We start from the raw sequence: 16,981 nt of genomic DNA on the forward strand, positions 1-16,981 counted from the left end.
CGCATGGGCCTGTCTTTCCCCACCCGGCGTGGCGTTGTCTGCCTCGGGCTGATGCTGTTCGGACTCGTTGCAGGTTGCCAGTCGTCGGCCGGGCCGGATGCGCTGGAAAGCGTCAACGCCGGCGCAACAGGCGCTGCCGATGCCCCGCCTGTCGCCACCCAGTCATTCGGCAGCGGACCTGTCCGCGTCGACCTTTTCCTCGACGCCAGCATTGACGCCAACGACTATCGCGATGGCGCGGCACTGGCCGTCAAGGACCTTGGCGCAGGGCAATTGACCCTCACCGCCCACGACCTGCGGGCACAAGGCGCCGATGCCGCCGGCAAGATCAAGCAATCCGCCGAAAGCGGGGCGAAACTCCTCATCGGACCGCCTTCCCTCGCCAGGGCCATTGCCAACGGCCCCTCCAAAGCGGCCGCCATTCTTCTGGGCGCCGAGCCTGCGAACTCCGCGGTGGCAATCCAGTCCGACGAAATCGGCGCCGCCATTGAAGTCGCCTCCTATGCGGCGGGGGCCGGACTGGCCAGGATCATGGCCGTTTCGACACGCGCGCTCACCGCATCCGAGGCGCAACGCCTCAAGGCCGGCTTGAAGCAAGGCGGCGCGCAGTTGCTGGACATCGTCACCGATCCCACCTCCGCCGACGGGGAGACCAAACTTGCTCATCTCGGGCAAGCGCAAGCGGTCCTGCTGATCGGGGCCGACGCTCCCAAGGTCGCCGCCCCTGCCCTGCGCCAGCGTGGCGGGCTCGGCGCCAACGTGCCTTTCCTCGGCACCTTCGCCTGGCCAGCCAGCGCCTATGGCGAGCAGGCGCTTGACGGTTCGCTGCTTGCACTCGTCGACCAGAAAGCGCTGAAGCGCATATCGACGCGCTTCCAGGCCGCCTATGCGCGCCCGCTGTCGCTTGAAGCCGCTTATGGATTCGATGCGGTAGCCGTTGCCGCCGGCATCGTGCGTGCCAAGGGGCAGGACGGTCTTGACGCGGCGGCCCTGCGAACGCCTTCAGGGTTCGCAGGCGCGACCGGAGTTTTCCGCTTCAAAGCCGATGGCCGCGTGGAACGGCGTCTGGCCATCTACCGCCTGTCCGGTGGTAAGCCCGTGCTTCAGGACGGGGCGCCGTCGGGGTTCTGACCCTTTTGTTCTACCCGTAACTTGATCCGTTTATTCCTGGCGGAATGCTGGGCTACTGAAGCCTGTTGTCACCTTGCCCGGCTGCGGTTGACGCATTCAAGAACTGGTACTCGATCCAGTCGCGTCCCGGGCCCCGCGTCATGGCCAGCGTCCCTTCCGCCTCGCGCAGGAGATCGTCGAAGCCGATGCGGCTAGATACGATCACGGCGCCGGCACGGATGGACATCGGGTAGGAGGTGCCGGCCGGGTAGAATTGCATCTTGGAGACATTGTCATGGATACGCTCGGCAACGCCGCGCGCGTCGGTTTCGTGCGCACCAGGCAGGAAAACGCCGAACTGGTCGCCCGAGAGCCGGCCGACGATATCGCCGTTGCGCACGGTATTCCTGATTGTTGCCGCGACGCTGCTGAGAGCCTCGTTGCCCCAACTGAAGCCGAAACGAGCGTTGATAACCTTCAGGTCGTCGAGATTGATCAACAGGATCGTGCCGAGGGGATTGCCGCCGGATGCGACGTTGCGATTGGAATAGGTATCGACGAGTGCTGAAAAGGTCGCCTCGTTCAGGCAGGACGTCAAACCGTCATTCTGTGCAGATTTCTGTGCCTGCTTCCGCAAAACGGCGGTCTTCGCCGCCATCAACCCGCATGCCGTGGCAAGCGGCAGCGCGACCAGGAGGGACACCGTCAAGGTCAGGCCAAGTTCCCGTGCGGCAGCGGTCGACGGAGAGATTGCATTGAAAACGCCATAGACGACCAAAGCGACGGCGACGCCAGCGACAGTCCCCCCTGCCGCCCAGGAAAAAGCGGCCTTGTGCCGAAAGAAGAAATTCCTTGCCAATTCCAAGTCCATGGTCCGCTCAACCCCGTTTTTTCCTTAGGCGATTCAATAATGCCTTGGTGTAAAGTTGACGTTGCCGAGACATTTCACATTTGATCGATTCGGCTATAGTCGGGGTAAGGTAAACGCATTGCGGAGTGGCGCTATATGCCATCAAGCTTGATTTCCCGCCTCGCCGTCGCGATTGCGGTGTATTGCTTCGGGTGTTTGGTTGCACCTGCGATCGGCCCCCTGCCCGCTGAAGCCGCATCGCAACAGCCGCAAGTGCGCCAGTTTGATGCGAAAACCGGCAAATGGGTCAAGAAGCATGTCGACAATCAAGAGTTGTCTCGGCGCTTCAATGTCGCACCTTTGCCGCCGCAAGTGATTTCATACGAAGGAAGCGCTCAACCGGGCACAATAATTGTGGATACGGGTCAGCGGCGGCTTCTCTATGTCAACCGCGACGGGACGGCGACCAGCTACATGATCGGCGTCGGCCGCGAGGGTTTTGCCTGGAAAGGGTCGGAAAAGATCAGCCGCAAGGCAGAATGGCCAAGTTGGACACCTCCCGAAGAAATGAGACGTCGCGAGGTCGCCAAAGGCAGGATCCTGCCATTAACGATGGAGGGCGGGCCAGACAATCCGCTTGGTGCGCGCGCGCTTTATCTTGGAGGCACACTCTACCGGATACACGGCACCAACGAGCCGTGGACGTTGGGTAAGGCCGTTTCTTCCGGCTGCATAAGAATGGCCAACGAGGATATCGTTGAATTGTACAGTAAAGTCCAAATTGGAAGTCGAGTTATAGTTCAGTAAAATCTTATGTATATGTGTGACGGAATCGCAACAGCAATTGGAATTAATAAACATCCCCGGGTATGAATTCCCGCAAGGGTTGATGAATCTTGATTCAAAAGGCATAGGGGTAGCAGGGTTTGGTAATATTGGGCTGCGCCTATACGCGGTCAAATGCAGGATGGGGTTGGCGGGCAATGCGTATCTCAGTACTCCATGTCGTGTCGGCGGCGTTGCTTACGGGCGCTGCTTTCTTCTCGACGAGTTCGAGTGCGATGTCGCTCAAGGAAGCGATGGCCGTAACGCTGGAGTCCAATCCTGAAATCGGCCAGGCATCAGAGAACCGCGAAGCGATCGAATTTGAACTGCGCCAGGCACGCGGGCTTTACATGCCCAGCGTCGATCTGGAGGCTTCGGTCGGAGCCCGCGATCTGGACAATCCCTCTAGGCGGCTTGGCGGAATCGAAGACGATCCGCTCTATCCGTCGGAGGTAGGCCTTTCCGTTACGCAAAAGCTTTTCGACGGCGGTGGGCGTCGGGCAGAGCTTGAACGCCAGGCGGCCCGCGTTGACAGTGCGGCGTTCCGGGTCCTCGAGCGTTCTGAATCAATCGGCCTGCAGGTGGTGCGCGAATACCTCGAGATCATGCTGCAAGCGCAGATCGTCGAAGAATCCCGCCGCAATATGGGTTTTCACCAGCAGGTCATTTCCGACATCGGTTCGCTGATCTCGGGAGGGACGCTGACTGAAGCCGACCGCCAGCAGGGACAAGAGCGTTTGCTGGCTGCCAAGGCCCGCGCCAAGGAAGCGGAAGAGGAACTTGAAGCCGCAAAGATCCGCTTCCTGAAACTGGTCGGAAAACCCTTCTCCAATGCCTCGATGCCGTCGTCCATGGCCAAGGCCCTGCCGAAGTCGCTCGATGCGGCGATCGGGTTGGCGAGAGCCAACAACCCGCGCATCAAGGTTGCCAACGCGGATATCGATGTCGCCGATGCGCAGGTAGATGCGGCGCGCTCCAAGATGCTTCCCGAGATATTTCTTGAAGGCCGGGCCCGTACCGGCCACGACATCGACGGCAGCGAGGGCCGCACGTCCGACCTGCAGGCGCGTGTCGTCGCGAAATGGAACCTCTATCGTGGCGGCATCGACGTCGCCAACGAGCAGGAACAGATCCGCCGGGCAAGCGAACAGCGGCTGGTCCTGCATCAGAACTATAGGGAAGTCGAGGAAGCCGTCAGGATTTCGTGGGACCGCCGTTTGCGCCAGATGGATTTGGCCAGCACCTTCCGGGAGCAGGCTGCATCGAACGGCCAACTGGTCAGTTCATATCGTGACCAGCTTGCCGTAGGCCGACGCTCCCTGCTCGACGTGCTCGGCGCGCAGAATTCGCGCTACACCGTCAGCATTCTGGCGAAAACGGCGGAATTTGCAGCCCGCTTTGCCGAATATCGTTTGCTGGCATCGACGGGAACCCTGTTGAGCACGATGAACCTGCAGGCTGCCAAGCAGTCGGATGCCTATGCCCGCAAGGAATTCAACGTTCCCGAGACGGCGCCGACGGAAACCTATCGTCGCTTGCCTTCGCAGCAGGTCAACAACCTACCGCTCGACCTGCTGGCACCGATACAGTAACCAGCGGGAAAGCCTTTGCGGCGTACACTGGGACGGATGGCATGGCTTGAACGCAAGCAGCCGTTTGTCCGGTGGAGTGGACCCTGTTTATTCTGCTTCGCAGCATGTGTCGTCTCGTCTAGCGAGAGGCCTTTATGAATTCGGCGCCCGATTTGTCCGGTGTACGGGCCGCACCTACCGAGCTTGATGTCCCGGTCAAGGGGCAGCCCTTCAGGTCTGTCTTCCAGAGGGTGGCAATCTTCCTTGGCAGACCCGGCTCGGACGTCGTCCTCTTTTCCGGTATCCCCTTCGATGAGGATTCGCCCGGCATCGAAGACGTTCAGCGTTTGAGCGACCGCATCGGCCTCGAAGTCAGGGACTTTGGCTGGCGCGAACTGACGTCCGGCAATCTCGACCTCCCGGCAATCCTTTTGCTGAACGATGGCTCGGCTGTTTCCCTGCTGGAAAATATGGAGGGAGACAGTTCAAGGTCATCCCTGCTGTCACTGGCCAACTCCCAAGCTCAGGGCGGCCCGTTGCGAAGGGAAGATGTCAGGGCTGTCCTGTCCTTCGGCGTAGTCAGCGCGGACACTATGCAGTCCGCCGTGGACGGCCTGGACGGCAGCATCGCGCGCCGCCATTGGCTGACGAGCGCACTGCTCCCCTTCTGGCGTTCCTACGCACAGGTGGCGATGGCAGCCTTGTTCATCAATCTGCTGGCGATCGCGTCGCCGCTTTTCACGATGAATGTCTACGACCGCATCCTGCCCAATAATGCCACGGCGACACTTTGGGTTCTCGCGCTCGGCGTCGCGGGCGCCATTCTATTCGATCTGCTTTTGAAAACTGTTCGCGCCGCCCTTATCGACTACGCAGGCCGACGCGCCGACATCAAGCTTTCCTACCTTCTGTTCGAAAAAGTCCTCAACGCAACCATGGCATCGAGACCGATGCAGACTGGCGACTATGCCAGCCGCGTGACGCAATACGAGTTCGTGCGTGAGTTCTTCACTTCCAACACGATCAGCGTGTTGATCGACACGGTCTTCGTATTTGTCTTTTTGATCGTGATCTACCTGGTAGGCGGCTGGATTGTCATCATCCCAGCCATCGCCTTCGTGTTTTCCCTGGTTATCGGCTTGATTTCACAGCACAGGATCGGGCGCAGAGTAGCCGCCGCATCCAACGAATCGTCGATGAAGCAATCACTCCTCGTCGAAACCATCTCGACGATCGAGACGGTGAAATCATTGAGCGCCGAACGGACATTGCTGCGCAAATGGCACGAGTTGTCGAAGAAGGCGTCTCTAACGTCGGAAGAGATCAAGCAGTTGTCGGCGTCGGCGGCCAACAGCACGCAATTCGTCCAGCAGATGGTCTCCGTGGTCATCATCATTGCCGGCGCTTACCAATTCTCGAAAGGTGAAATGTCTTCCGGTGCGATCATTGCCACGGTCATGCTTTCGAGCCGTACCGTCGCGCCGATGGGACAGATTGCGATGACGCTGTCACGCATGCGCCAGGCGATCCTTTCCCTGCGCATCCTCAATATGGTGATGGAGCAACCGGAAGACCGGCCGACCGGCACCGGCTTTGTCAATCGCGAAATCAATGCCGGCAGCTTCGCATTCCGGGACGTCGAATTTGCTTATCCCGGCTCCGATCAGAAGGTGTTGAACAGCCTGTCATTTTCCGTCCAGCCAGGCGAACGTGTCGGCATCATAGGCCGGATAGGGTCCGGAAAAACAACCATTGGCCGTCTGCTCGGGAGCCTTTATCCGCCAACGGCCGGCAGCCTGATGATCGACGGCATAGACGTGCGCCAGTACCACCCCGCCGTCATCCGCTCGGCTGTGGCAGTCGCCTCGCAATCGGCGGACCTGTTCTCCGGATCGGTCAAGGAAAACCTCCTCATGGGCCGGCCCGACGCGACCGACGCGGAGATCATCGAGGTGGCGCGCAGGACGGGCGTCGATGAATTCGTCTCCCGCCATCCTCGAGGCTACGACATGCCGGTTGGCGAACGCGGCAGCAACTTGTCGGGCGGGCAAAGGCAGGCGATGGCGATTGCTCGCCTTCTGCTGGCCCGGCCTAAGATCATCTTCCTGGATGAACCGTCCGGCGCCATGGACCTCGCCTCGGAACGGCGGCTGATCAGCCAGTTGGCGACGGCAGTCGGTGCCGGAACAACCCTCATCATTTCAACTCACCGCTACAGCATGCTCGAATTGATCGACCGCCTCATCGTTCTGGAAAACGGCCGCGTGATCGCGGATGGACCGAAGAAGGCCGTCATCGAGCAACTCCAGAAGAACGCGGCGCGGCCGTCATGATCAGCTTGTCAGGCCCTTCGGCATTTTTCCCAGCGGTCGGGGGAGAGGCCAACCAATGACCGACAACCCGCCCTTCTGGGCCCGCACCAGCCTTGCCGTCGTTATTCTGCTCATCATCTCATTCGTGGCATGGGCGGCGATTACGCAGGTCGAGGAAATTGCGCGCGGCGAAGGCAAGGTCATCCCGGTCTCCCGCACCCAGATCATCCAGGCGAGCGAAGCCAGCGTCGTGCAGGAGATCGCCGTCAGAGTCGGCCAGATCGTCAAGAAAGGCGATCTCATTGTCCGGCTGGACGATACCGCCACCACATCGACATTGGGTGAACTGGAGGCACGTGCACGTGCGCTGCGCGTACAGATAGCGCGCCTGGAACTGGAGCAGACAGGCGATATGATGTCGCCGATGATTTGCCCGGAGGTGGTTCGAAAGACCAGCCCGGAAGTTTGCGACAACGAAGGCCAACTGTTGAAGGCACGGCGAGATTCCTTCCAGAATAAACTTTCTGTTCTGCAGGAACGTCATTTGCAGAGACGCGGGGAACTGGATGAGGCTCTGGTCGGCATCCAGAGGCTGGAGGCCAATATCAAGATTTCCCAGAAGGAGTCCGCCCTGCTGGAACCGCTTGTCGCCCGCAAGCTCGCGCCCCAGACCGATCTCTTGCGCATTCAAAAGGAACTGACGGACTCGAACGGTCAGTTGAAGCTGTTGCAGGAGTCGCTCGACCGTATCCGCGGGTCGATCAAGGAAGCCTCGCTTCAAGTCGATGAACTGATGTTGGTTTTCCAGCAAGAGGCGCTGGCCGAAAAGACCAAGGTGCTGGCTGACCTGTCGGTGGTGTTGGAAACCATCCGCGGGGCGTCGGATCGGGTCCAGCGCACTGATTTGCGCTCACCGGTGGATGGCGTCGTGAACCGTTTGGAAATCACCACGATCGGCGCCTATGTCCAGCCCGGCACCGTGGTTGCTGAAGTCGTTCCCACCTCCGATGTCCTCCTGGTCGAGGCTCGGATATCGCCCAAGGATGTTGCCTTCATACGGATTGGGCAACCGGCGCTGGTGAAGATAACCGCCTTCGATTTCTCCATTTACGGAGGACTTCCCGGTGAGGTTTCCAACGTGTCCGCCGACTCCATGTTCGACGAGAAATCCGGAGAAACCTTCTATCTGGTGCAGGTGAAGACCGACAAATCCGAGATCAGTCATGACGGCAAGGCGCACTCGATCATTCCCGGCATGGTTGCTTCGGTGGATGTTATGACTGGCAAGAAAACTGTTCTTCAGTATTTGCTGAAGCCAATCAACAAGGCCAGAACAGAGGCCATGCGGGAGCGTTAGAATGGTTTCCGCGTCCGGCGAATCGGATTCCACATCACTTGCCAGCGATGCAGAACCCATCTTTCGCGTGGTGGAGGATCAAGACGCTCGCCGGGGCATACGGCTTGAACGCGCCTATTGGAAAACGCTGCGGGACATTGCTACCGCGACCGCGCAGAAGACCGGGACGCTGGTAAGATCGGTTGTCGGCCAAGCGCCTGAAATGACAAACACGACGTCTTTGCTCCGCGTCTATTGTCTCAAATGGGTGCTGGACGAGCTGGAGGCCGCTCGGCAGGTTTCTGATCCATCCCTCGTCGTCAATCTGGTTCGGGCTTCGCCCGGTGCGACTTTCGCTCTCGGGCTCGACAAGCGCATCATTGCCTACAACCAGCCCTTCCTGACCTTCGTACAAAGCCGCTTTACCTCCGGGGAACCGGGTTCGATCGGAAGGGATTTCCGTCTGGCGCTGGACGCGCACCTGACCACTCTCGCTGCCAACCTGAAGGCCAGCGGTAATGTCCCGACTCAAGTCGGCTTCGTCGTCGGTTTCGGGGACCGCCGGGTGCGCGGCACCCTCAATGCCATACTGGCACCCGTCACGGGCAGCGATATCGTATTGTGCTACGTGTTGTCCTGATGCAGGTCGCCCGAAAGTGGAAACCGGTTTCGGGATAACGACATGCACAAAAGCAAACACTTGAAGCACGGCCGGCGAATCTGAAGGATCACGGCCGCTTTAGGCTCGTGACCGGCGCAGCTAGCGGCCGGCAACCTGTCAGGACGGGTCTTGAACGCCTTCGCCCGGCTGCACGGCTTCCAGTGATGCAGGACGCTTTTGCATCGCAAATTCCGAACCGCGCTTGTAGCCGTGGACCCAGGCCTTTTGGGCACTGAGCGAATAGAGTGCCTGATACTGCGGCAATTGCTTGTCCGTCAGCACTGCATCGCGCAGGTTATCCAACACGTAAGTATTGTTGCTGGTAGAGACAGCCAGCACGGCATGATAAAAATCCCGGCCCGTATCGCGAAGCACCACCAGGGCCATGCTCTCGGCCGGTATCCCTGCCGCTCTGAGCGCCGCCATCTTCAGGATTGCGAAATCCTCGCAATCGCCCTTGCCTTCAGTCAGGATCTCCTTTGGCGTCGCCCAATAGTCGAGCACGCCGTAGACATCCTTGTCGCTTCTATAATCGATCAGGCGATTGACGGCTGTATTCACCGCCGCGATCTTGCGCACCAGTGACAAATCCTGAACCGCATTTGCCGTGTCCTTCACAAGGCTCAAACGGACACGGCAGGGAGCCAAATCCGCACAATCCTCGACGGCAAGGCCATCGGCGCCCGCCTCGATCTCTGTCCAGCGCGCCACCATGCCGGGCTTGAAAGGAAATGCCACGGACGAAAATATACCGGCCACCACCGATCCGGTGCTCATGTAGTCGAGTTGCGTCGACTTCGATGCAAGGCGCGCTTCGGGAATGGCTAGGCTGCCGGACAGCATGCAAGCGACCGCCATGGCGGTGACGGCGCCCCCAGCTCGCTTGCCCGCTCCTTGTATTCCGCTGCCAACCATCTGTCCGCCCTCGGCTTACTGAAGCGAAGGCTAACTCATGGAATTGTACATCCAGCTAAAGGATATAGTGTACTTTGAGTACTTTGATTCCTAAAAATTTAATCAAACAAGTTATATTATCAATTTCGAGTGTGATCATAAATTTCTGACAGGTTCGATAGTATAAATTCATTTCACCTTGTTTTGTCAAATGCCACGAGAACCCGCCCGCACGGGCAGCAATTGAGGGCCGAGGCCCGGTTTTGAAAACCGCTCAAATCTAAACGTTCCGATAGAGTTGGATGCCGACGCCACCTGCATCGACCAGAAACACCCAGGCGTCCAATACCACTAACTCTTGACGCGGTTATGCATCGCGCGTTAGGCCGTTATATCAAGCATCACCACCTCAGATTGGCTTTCAAGCAATGGAAATTTTCACGGCGGCAGGCTTCAGCGCGCTCCTGCAGGTAATTGCCATCGATCTCGTATTGGCCGGAGACAATGCAATCGTCATCGGACTTGCGGCCGCCGGCTTGCCGGTAGACCAGCGCAAGAAGGCGATCCTTCTCGGCGTTCTTGCCGCCACCGTTCTGCGCATTGGCTTTGCCGTCATCACCGTCCAGCTTCTGGCCGTGCTGGGTCTCCTGCTCGTCGGCGGCATCCTGCTTCTGTGGGTTTGCTGGAAGATGTGGCGTGAATTGCGCACTTCGCACGAAGACGAGCACGAGGCTACGGAAGCCTTGTCCGACACCCAAGCGAACGGCGGCAAGGCAGCGACCGGCAAGGCGCCGCGCAAAACGCTTGCCCAAGCTGCAACCCAGATCGTCATCGCCGATGTCTCAATGTCCCTGGACAACGTGCTGGCCGTCGCCGGCGCAGCGCGCGATCACCTCACCGTTCTCATCATCGGCCTGATCCTGTCGATTGCCTTGATGGGCCTTGCAGCCAGCTTCATTGCGAAGCTCCTGCATCGCTATCGCTGGATCGCCTATGTCGGCCTGCTCATCATCCTCTATGTAGCACTCGACATGGTCTATCGCGGCGTTCTGGAAGTTTGGCCTCACCTGAGTGTTGCCTTGGCTTAACCGGCACCACAAGCCACGCAGATACGGCGGGCGCGGTGATACCGCCCGCCGTTTTCGTTCTTCCGGACAATCCGTCGACACCTCGCGTGAACTCAGAGCGCGTCGCGACCTTTCAGATTCGCTGGCGCGCTCCAAGTACCTGTTTCTATGCATGCCATCCTCGTCACCGGCTACAGGGCAACGCCGGGGCTGTTCAGAAGAATGTGTCTCGACGACGGGCCGGCAATCACCGGACTGTTGCGGGCTTGCGAGCGCGCGATGGCCGCAGCATCATAAGCCCCTTCCCGACACGCGATCCCGACATCGACCCTCCGCTGCCAGAGGCGCGAAACCGATGCGGTGCCACTATGCTTGTCTCGTGATTTCAGCCCCGCAGCTTGCAAAGCAAGTCTGGCAAGCTGTTGCTGGTCCTCGTCGCCGAAGCACTCGGACCCGCCGACAACATCGGCCAGACATGTCGCCAAAACAAAAAGGGCGCCTTAAAGGCGCCCTTTCCATTCGTATGTTGGCCTACCGTTTTATTGCGGCAGCTTGTCGTCCACGCCCTTGACGTAGAAGTTCATGCCAAGCAGCGTCTTGTCGTCAGCGACTTCGCCGTCCTTGAGCCACTCGCTGCCATCCTGCTTGAACACCGGTCCGGTGAAGGGGTTCCAGCCACCAGCGATCTTGGTTTCGGTTTCCTTCGCTGCTGCGGCGACATCTTCTGGAAGGTTCGTGTAAGGAGCCATAAGCACCGCACCTTCCTTGATGCCTTCCCAGCGGTCTTCCGGCTTCCAGGTGCCGGCAAGAACCTCGCCGATGCGTTCGATGTAGTACGGACCCCAATCATCGACGATGGCGGTGTACTGGGACTTCGGCGCGAAGGTGATCATGTCCGAAGCCTGGCCGAAGCCGTGCAGTCCGCGTTCCTGTGCGACCTGCAGCGGTGCGGTGGAATCGGTGTGCTGGACGATGATGTCGGCACCCTGGTCGAACAAGGCCTTGGCAGCGTCCGCTTCCTTGCCCGGATCGAACCAGGAGTTCACCCATACGATCTTGGCCTTGAACTCGGGGTTCACAGACTGGGCACCCAGCATGAAGGCGTTGATACCCATCACCACTTCAGGGATCGGGAAGGAAACGATGTAGCCGGCAACGCCCGTCTTGGACTGCTTCGCAGCGATCTGGCCGATAACGTAGCGGCCTTCATAGAAGCGGGCGTTGTAGATACCCATGTTGGCAGCCGTCTTGTAGCCGGTGGCATGCTCGAACTTGATGTCCGGGAACTTGTTGGCCACCTTCAGTTCGGCGTCCATGAAGCCGAACGACGTGCCGAAAATGATCTGGCAGCCTTGACGTGCCAGGCGCTCGAAAGCGCGTTCGGCATCGGGGCCTTCAGCCACGTTTTCGAGATATGCGGTCTCGACCTTGTCACCGAATTCCTTCTCGACGGCGAGACGGCCCTGGTCATGCTGGTAGGAATAACCGAAGTCGCCGATCGGGCCGACATAGACCCAGCAGGCCTTCAGTTTTTCCTGCGCCTGCGCAGTTGCGGCGAACGATAGCGCCGCAGCTGTTGTTGCAAGCGCAATAAGCAGTTTTTTCATCATGTTACCTCTCTGTGTTTAGCCACGGGGCTTCTGCTTGTTGTTAGCGATCTGGCACGAATGGCTGCCCAAGGGAAGCCGGTGTATTCATCATGGTCAAGCGCTTGTTACGCGAGATTAGAACAAGAACCACGATAGTTGCCAGATAGGGAAGCGAAGAAAGAAACTGCGACGGCACCGGAATGCCAAAAGCCTGTGCATGGAGCTGCCCGATCCATACCGCGCCGAAGATATAAGCGCCTGCCAACACCCGGAGCGGACGCCATGAGGCAAAGACCACCAGAGCAAGGGCAATCCAGCCGCGTCCTGCCGTCATGTTCTCGACCCATTGCGGGGTATAGACCAGCGACAGATGCGCACCCGCGAGGCCTGCGCAAGCGCCACCGAAAATCACCGCCAGGTAGCGGTAGCGGATAACCTGAATGCCAAGTGCATGAGCCGAAGTGTGGCTGTCGCCTATGGAGCGAAGCGTCAGGCCCGTTCTCGTCTTGAACAGGAACCATGCAACGCCGATCACCAGAACAATCGACATGTAGAAGATGGGATCCTGGCCGAACAGCAGCCTGCCGATCACCGGTATGTCGGTGAGTACGGGAATATAGAGATTGGGCAAGCGCTCGCCGGGAAGGCCGACGAAATTCGTTCCCATCATGCCGGACAGGCCAAGCCCCAGTATCGTCAGCGAAAGGCCGGTCGCCACCTGGTTGGTGGCAAGCGAAAGCGTCATGACCGCAAACAACAGCGAGAATATCGCACCCAACGCCACGCCGGCTACCAGGCCGATCCACGGCGATCCTGTGAGATAGGCAGCGCCGAAACCGCCGATGGTTCCCATCACCATCATGCCTTCGACACCGAGGTTGAGAACGCCGGAGCGCTCGACCACCAATTCGCCGATTGCCGCGATCAACAGCGGAGTAGCCGCGGTGGCAATCGTCATGAGTATGTTGATGGTGATGTCCATCAGCGGGCCTCCTCCAGCTTTGCCACGGCTTTCGATTTGGGCGCGCCCAGACCAACCAGGCGGATGCGGTAGTGGATCAGCGTGTCGCAGCCGAGCACGAAAAACAGAAGCATGCCCTGGAACACCCGCGCGACCTTGTCGGAGATGCCGAGGACGCTTTGCGCCGCCTCACCGCCGAGATAGGTGAGGCCCAGCACCAGGCCCGCCGCAACGATGCCAAGCGGGTTCAAGCGGCCAAGAAAGGCGACGATGATGGCGGTGAAGCCGTAGCCCGGCGAAATGCTTGGCTGAAGCTGGCCGATCGCCCCCGATACTTCGGATATACCCGCCAATCCTGCCAAGGCGCCTGAAAGCATGAAAGCGAAAAAGACCATGCGGTTCATGCTGAAACCTGCAAACCGCCCTGCCCGCGGGCTGGAACCGAGGACCCGGACTTCGAATCCTTTCAGCATGCGGCTCATCAGGAACCAGACCAGTACCGCGGCAACCAGCGCAAAGACAAAGCCCATATTGGCCCGGCCCGACATCGGCATCAGTTCGGGTAGGATCGCCGAACTGTTGAACTGCACCGTTTGAGGAAAATTGAAGCCCTTCGGATCGCGCCAAGGTCCACGCACCATCCAGTCCAGGAACAGTTGCGCCACATAGACCAGCATCAGGCTGGTCAGGATTTCGTTGGTCCCAAAGCGCGCCTTCAACAGGGCTGGAACGCCGGCGTATAGCGCGCCTCCCACCATGCCCATCAAAAGCATCATCGGCAGCACGAACGGCCCCTGAAGGTCCGGATACATCACCGGGATAAACGAGCCGGCAATCGCGCCGAAGACGAACTGGCCTTCAGCCCCGATATTCCAGATGTTGGCCCTGTAGCAGACCGACAGGCCGACTGCGATGAGGATCAGAGGAGCAGCCTTGATGGCGAGTTCGTGAAGCTGCCACACCTCTGTGATGGGCGAGATGAAATAGGTGAAGAGCGCCGACGCCGGATTGACGCCCAGGAAGGCGAACATGATCGCGCCTGCGGTCACCGTCAGCGCGAAGGCAATGAACGGCGACAGCATGGAAAACAGCATCGAACGCTGCGGGCGTTTTACAAGTTCAAGGCGCATCACGCGACCTCCGCTGCATGTTCGTCACGGCCCGTCTCGGCGCCGCCCATCAGCAAGCCCACCTTTTCGAACGTGGCTTCGGCGATCGGCATCGGTTTCGACAATTCGCCATGGTGCATGACGGCAATCGCGTCCGATATCTCGAACAGTTCATCGAGATCCTGACTGATCACCAGAACCGCCGATCCGCTCCGGGCCAACTCGATCAGCGCCTGGCGGATATGGGCTGCGGCACCGGCATCGACGCCCCAGGTTGGTTGATTGACCACCATGACGACCGGTTTACGGTCGAGTTCGCGGCCGACAATGAATTTTTGCAGATTGCCGCCTGAAAGGGCGGCCGCCTCCGGATCCGGGGCGCTCTTGCGAACGTCCATCGCCTCGATGATCCGCTGTGCGGCGCTGTAGATGGTGCTGCTGTTGACCGTACCGCCGCTTCCGACGAATACCTTGCCATCGGTCGCGTGGCGGGAAAGCAAAAGGTTCTCGGACAACTTCATGCGTGGTGCGGCGCCGTGCCCAAGCCTCTCTTCCGGCACGAAGGCCGCTCCGAGAAGTCGCCTGCCCGTAATATTGAGGCCGCCGGCGTTCTTTTCGCGTATGCGCACCGAAGCAGCATCCTGCTGCAGCACTTCACCGGAAACCGCTTCGAAGAATTCGCCCTGGCCGTTGCCGGCGACCCCGGCGATGCCGATCACCTCGCCGGCGCGAACCGACAGATTGATACCCTTCAGGGGAATGGAAAAAGGCGTCGCGGGCTGGCGGCTGAGATTGGTAATCTCAAGCAGGGAAGGCGCTGTGTCGATGCCTTCCACTGGCTGGCGCACGACTGCCTGGACCTCGCTGCCCACCATCATTCGCGCCAGCGAAGCGGCGGTTTCGTCGCGCGGATTGCAATGGCCTACCACCTTGCCGTGCCGCAGCACGGTGGCGCGGTCGCACATGCGCTTCACTTCCTCGAGGCGGTGCGAGATGTAGAGGATGGATTTACCCTCCGACCGCAATCGCTCCAGCGTCTCGAACAGTTTGTCTGCTTCCTGCGGCGTCAAGACGGAAGTCGGTTCGTCGAGAATGATGAGTTGCGGCGTCTGCAAAAGGCAGCGGATGATCTCGATGCGCTGGCGTTCACCCACTGAAAGGTCGCCGACCAGCGAGTCCGGGTCAAGCGGCAGGCCGTAGCTGTAGGAGAGCGCCCTGGCCTTGGCCGCGATGGTCCCGATCGGTGCGCCGTCATCGAGCGACAGCGCGATGTTTTCGGCAGCGGTCAGCGCTTCAAAAAGCGAGAAATGCTGGAAAACCATGCCGATGCCAAGCTTCTTGGCCGCGCCGGGATTGGTAATGCCGACCTTTTGGCCGTTCCAGAAGATTTCGCCCGCGTTCGGCTCCAGCGAGCCGAACAGCATCTTGACCAGCGTGGACTTGCCGGCACCGTTTTCCCCAAGCAGCGCATGGATCTCGCCCTTGGCGATCGCCAGGTGGATGGTGTCGCAAGCCTTGAGAGAGCCGAATATCTTGGTTAGGCCGCGAACCTCCAACAGGTTCACAGCATCTTGATCTACACTCACAGTGCCTCCCATCCGCAGGCCAGATATGTTCTGTGTTCCCATCGCTATCGTAGGCGCGACTGGGAAATTACGCAAAGCGTCGCGCAGTTTGAAAGACCTTCAAGAATTTCAGCGCCAGTTGCGAACAATTCTACGGGAGGAGGATGGTCGTTCCGGTGGTCTTGCGTCCTTCGAGATCCGAATGCGCCCGCGCTGCATCCTTCAACGGATAACGCTGGTTTATCTTGATCTTGACCGCTCCGCTCAGCACCACGTCGAACAGCGCCTTGGCGGACGCCTCAAGGTCCGGCCGCTTCGCATTGTAGACGAACAAGGTCGGGCGCGTTGCGAACAACGAGCCTTTCTGCGCCAGAAGATTGATGCTGAACGGCGGGATCGGCCCCGACGACTGTCCGAACGACACGAAGGTTCCGAGCGGGCGCAGGCAATCGAGGGAACCGGGAAAGGTGTCGTTGCCCACTGAGTCGTAGACGACGTCGCATTTCTTGCCGGCGGTGAGCCTGGCCACCTCGGCAACAAAGTCCTGCTTGCGATAGTCGATGACATGGTCGAAGCCGTGCGCCTTGGCCAGTTCGGCCTTGTCGGGGGTGCCGGCGGTGCCGATCACCGTAGCGCCCAGATGCTTGGCCCATTGGCCAAGGATGAGGCCGACGCCGCCTGCCGCCGCGTGATAAAGAATGGTGTCGCCGGGCTTTACCCGGAACGTGCGCAACAACAGGTACTCGGCGGTCATGCCCTTGAGCATCATCGCCGCTGCCTGTTCATCGCTGATGCCGTCCGGAACCTTGACCACCTGATCCGCTTCGATCAGGCGCTCTTCGGCATAAGCGCCGAGCTTGACGGCATAGGCGACGCGCTCGCCCGGCTTCAGCCAATCGACGCCTTCACCCACTTCGATAACCGTACCGGCCGCCTCCCCGCCCGGTATTAACGGCAGACTGCCTGGCGCTGGGTAAAGTCCCGTGCGGTAGTAGACATCGATGAAATTGAGGCCGATCGCGGTGTGCTTGACCCTGATCTGCCCATGGCCCGGGTTACCTTGTTCGACGTCTTCATGAACGAGAGTTTCCGGCCCGCCATGGGCATGGATACGAATTGCTTTGGGCATGA

At 59.6% G+C, this 16,981-nt stretch carries 14 protein-coding genes; 7 read left to right on the forward strand and 7 right to left on the reverse strand.

All coding sequences use genetic code 11. The features are described 5' to 3' along the window. Positions 1-3: 3 nt before the first annotated feature. Positions 4-1,131: a hypothetical protein gene (locus ASD64_RS03885; protein ID WP_156459999.1), complete on the forward strand. Its 1,128-nt coding sequence runs from the start codon at positions 4-6 to the stop codon at positions 1,129-1,131. A gap of 52 nt (positions 1,132-1,183) precedes the next feature. Here the strand turns inward: ASD64_RS03885 and ASD64_RS03890 are convergent, their stop codons facing one another. After that, complete coding sequence (locus ASD64_RS03890; protein WP_056100980.1) at positions 1,184-1,981, reverse strand: GGDEF domain-containing protein; 798 nt, start codon at positions 1,979-1,981, stop codon at positions 1,184-1,186. A 135-nt stretch (positions 1,982-2,116) separates the two neighbouring features. Here ASD64_RS03890 and ASD64_RS03895 point away from each other — a divergent pair, with 135 nt between their 5' ends. The 5 genes from ASD64_RS03895 to ASD64_RS03915 all read left to right on the forward strand — a co-directional run bounded on the left by ASD64_RS03895 (position 2,117) and on the right by ASD64_RS03915 (position 8,644). Further along, the gene (locus tag ASD64_RS03895) at positions 2,117-2,767 is read left to right on the forward strand and encodes a L,D-transpeptidase (protein WP_056100982.1); all 651 of its coding nucleotides are present in this window, start codon (positions 2,117-2,119) and stop codon (positions 2,765-2,767) included. 176 nt (positions 2,768-2,943) lie between these two features. After that, the gene (locus ASD64_RS03900) at positions 2,944-4,377 is read left to right on the forward strand and encodes a TolC family outer membrane protein (RefSeq protein WP_056100985.1); all 1,434 of its coding nucleotides are present in this window, start codon (positions 2,944-2,946) and stop codon (positions 4,375-4,377) included. A gap of 134 nt (positions 4,378-4,511) precedes the next feature. Continuing rightward, a complete protein-coding gene (locus ASD64_RS03905) occupies positions 4,512-6,689 on the forward strand; it encodes a type I secretion system permease/ATPase (protein WP_056100987.1) in 2,178 nt (725 codons plus the stop codon). Between the two features lie 55 nt (positions 6,690-6,744). Then, the gene (locus ASD64_RS03910; protein ID WP_056100989.1) at positions 6,745-8,025 is read left to right on the forward strand and encodes an HlyD family type I secretion periplasmic adaptor subunit; all 1,281 of its coding nucleotides are present in this window, start codon (positions 6,745-6,747) and stop codon (positions 8,023-8,025) included. 1 nt (position 8,026) lies between these two features. Next, on the forward strand, positions 8,027-8,644 hold the full coding sequence (locus ASD64_RS03915) for a ribbon-helix-helix domain-containing protein (RefSeq protein WP_056100992.1): 618 nt from the start codon (positions 8,027-8,029) through the stop codon (positions 8,642-8,644). Between the two features lie 138 nt (positions 8,645-8,782). On the opposite strand, the gene ASD64_RS03920 is transcribed toward ASD64_RS03915, so the two are convergent. Then, complete coding sequence (locus ASD64_RS03920) at positions 8,783-9,508, reverse strand: transglutaminase-like cysteine peptidase (RefSeq protein ID WP_056100995.1); 726 nt, start codon at positions 9,506-9,508, stop codon at positions 8,783-8,785. 479 nt (positions 9,509-9,987) lie between these two features. Between ASD64_RS03920 and ASD64_RS03925 the strand changes: the two genes are divergently transcribed. Continuing rightward, positions 9,988-10,647, forward strand: a complete 660-nt coding sequence (locus ASD64_RS03925) for a TerC family protein (RefSeq protein ID WP_056100997.1) — start codon at positions 9,988-9,990, stop codon at positions 10,645-10,647. A gap of 518 nt (positions 10,648-11,165) precedes the next feature. Here ASD64_RS03925 and ASD64_RS03935 read toward each other — a convergent pair. From ASD64_RS03935 to ASD64_RS03955, 5 genes are all read right to left on the reverse strand, one after another. After that, complete coding sequence (locus ASD64_RS03935) at positions 11,166-12,233, reverse strand: BMP family ABC transporter substrate-binding protein (protein ID WP_056101008.1); 1,068 nt, start codon at positions 12,231-12,233, stop codon at positions 11,166-11,168. 43 nt (positions 12,234-12,276) lie between these two features. After that, complete coding sequence (locus tag ASD64_RS03940; RefSeq protein WP_056101011.1) at positions 12,277-13,197, reverse strand: ABC transporter permease; 921 nt, start codon at positions 13,195-13,197, stop codon at positions 12,277-12,279. Then, the gene (locus tag ASD64_RS03945) at positions 13,197-14,309 is read right to left on the reverse strand and encodes an ABC transporter permease (protein WP_056101013.1); all 1,113 of its coding nucleotides are present in this window, start codon (positions 14,307-14,309) and stop codon (positions 13,197-13,199) included. The genes ASD64_RS03940 and ASD64_RS03945 overlap by 1 nt, the downstream gene beginning before the upstream one ends. Then, positions 14,306-15,883, reverse strand: coding sequence for an ABC transporter ATP-binding protein (locus ASD64_RS03950; RefSeq protein WP_056101021.1), 1,578 nt, complete (start codon positions 15,881-15,883; stop codon positions 14,306-14,308). Before ASD64_RS03950 ends, ASD64_RS03945 begins: the two co-directional genes overlap by 4 nt. Before the next feature lie 118 nt (positions 15,884-16,001). Further along, the gene (locus ASD64_RS03955) at positions 16,002-16,979 is read right to left on the reverse strand and encodes a quinone oxidoreductase family protein (protein WP_056101024.1); all 978 of its coding nucleotides are present in this window, start codon (positions 16,977-16,979) and stop codon (positions 16,002-16,004) included. Between the last annotated feature and the right edge of the window lie 2 nt (positions 16,980-16,981).

This window comes from Mesorhizobium sp. Root157, assembly GCF_001427385.1.
GTDB lineage: Bacteria > Pseudomonadota > Alphaproteobacteria > Rhizobiales > Rhizobiaceae > Mesorhizobium.

Excerpts from the sequence above, each read along its gene's own strand:
- ASD64_RS03885 (WP_156459999.1), top strand. The coding sequence starts at position 4 with ATGGGCCTGTCTTTCCCCACCCGGCGTGGCGTTGTCTGCCTCGGGCTG.
- ASD64_RS03890 (WP_056100980.1), bottom strand. The coding sequence starts at position 1,981 with ATGGACTTGGAATTGGCAAGGAATTTCTTCTTTCGGCACAAGGCCGCT.
- ASD64_RS03895 (WP_056100982.1), top strand. The coding sequence starts at position 2,117 with ATGCCATCAAGCTTGATTTCCCGCCTCGCCGTCGCGATTGCGGTGTAT.
- ASD64_RS03900 (WP_056100985.1), top strand. The coding sequence starts at position 2,944 with ATGCGTATCTCAGTACTCCATGTCGTGTCGGCGGCGTTGCTTACGGGC.
- ASD64_RS03905 (WP_056100987.1), top strand. The coding sequence starts at position 4,512 with ATGAATTCGGCGCCCGATTTGTCCGGTGTACGGGCCGCACCTACCGAG.
- ASD64_RS03910 (WP_056100989.1), top strand. The coding sequence starts at position 6,745 with ATGACCGACAACCCGCCCTTCTGGGCCCGCACCAGCCTTGCCGTCGTT.
- ASD64_RS03915 (WP_056100992.1), top strand. The coding sequence starts at position 8,027 with ATGGTTTCCGCGTCCGGCGAATCGGATTCCACATCACTTGCCAGCGAT.
- ASD64_RS03920 (WP_056100995.1), bottom strand. The coding sequence starts at position 9,508 with ATGCTGTCCGGCAGCCTAGCCATTCCCGAAGCGCGCCTTGCATCGAAG.
- ASD64_RS03925 (WP_056100997.1), top strand. The coding sequence starts at position 9,988 with ATGGAAATTTTCACGGCGGCAGGCTTCAGCGCGCTCCTGCAGGTAATT.
- ASD64_RS03935 (WP_056101008.1), bottom strand. The coding sequence starts at position 12,233 with ATGAAAAAACTGCTTATTGCGCTTGCAACAACAGCTGCGGCGCTATCG.
- ASD64_RS03940 (WP_056101011.1), bottom strand. The coding sequence starts at position 13,197 with ATGGACATCACCATCAACATACTCATGACGATTGCCACCGCGGCTACT.
- ASD64_RS03950 (WP_056101021.1), bottom strand. The coding sequence starts at position 15,883 with ATGGGAGGCACTGTGAGTGTAGATCAAGATGCTGTGAACCTGTTGGAG.
- ASD64_RS03955 (WP_056101024.1), bottom strand. The coding sequence starts at position 16,979 with ATGCCCAAAGCAATTCGTATCCATGCCCATGGCGGGCCGGAAACTCTC.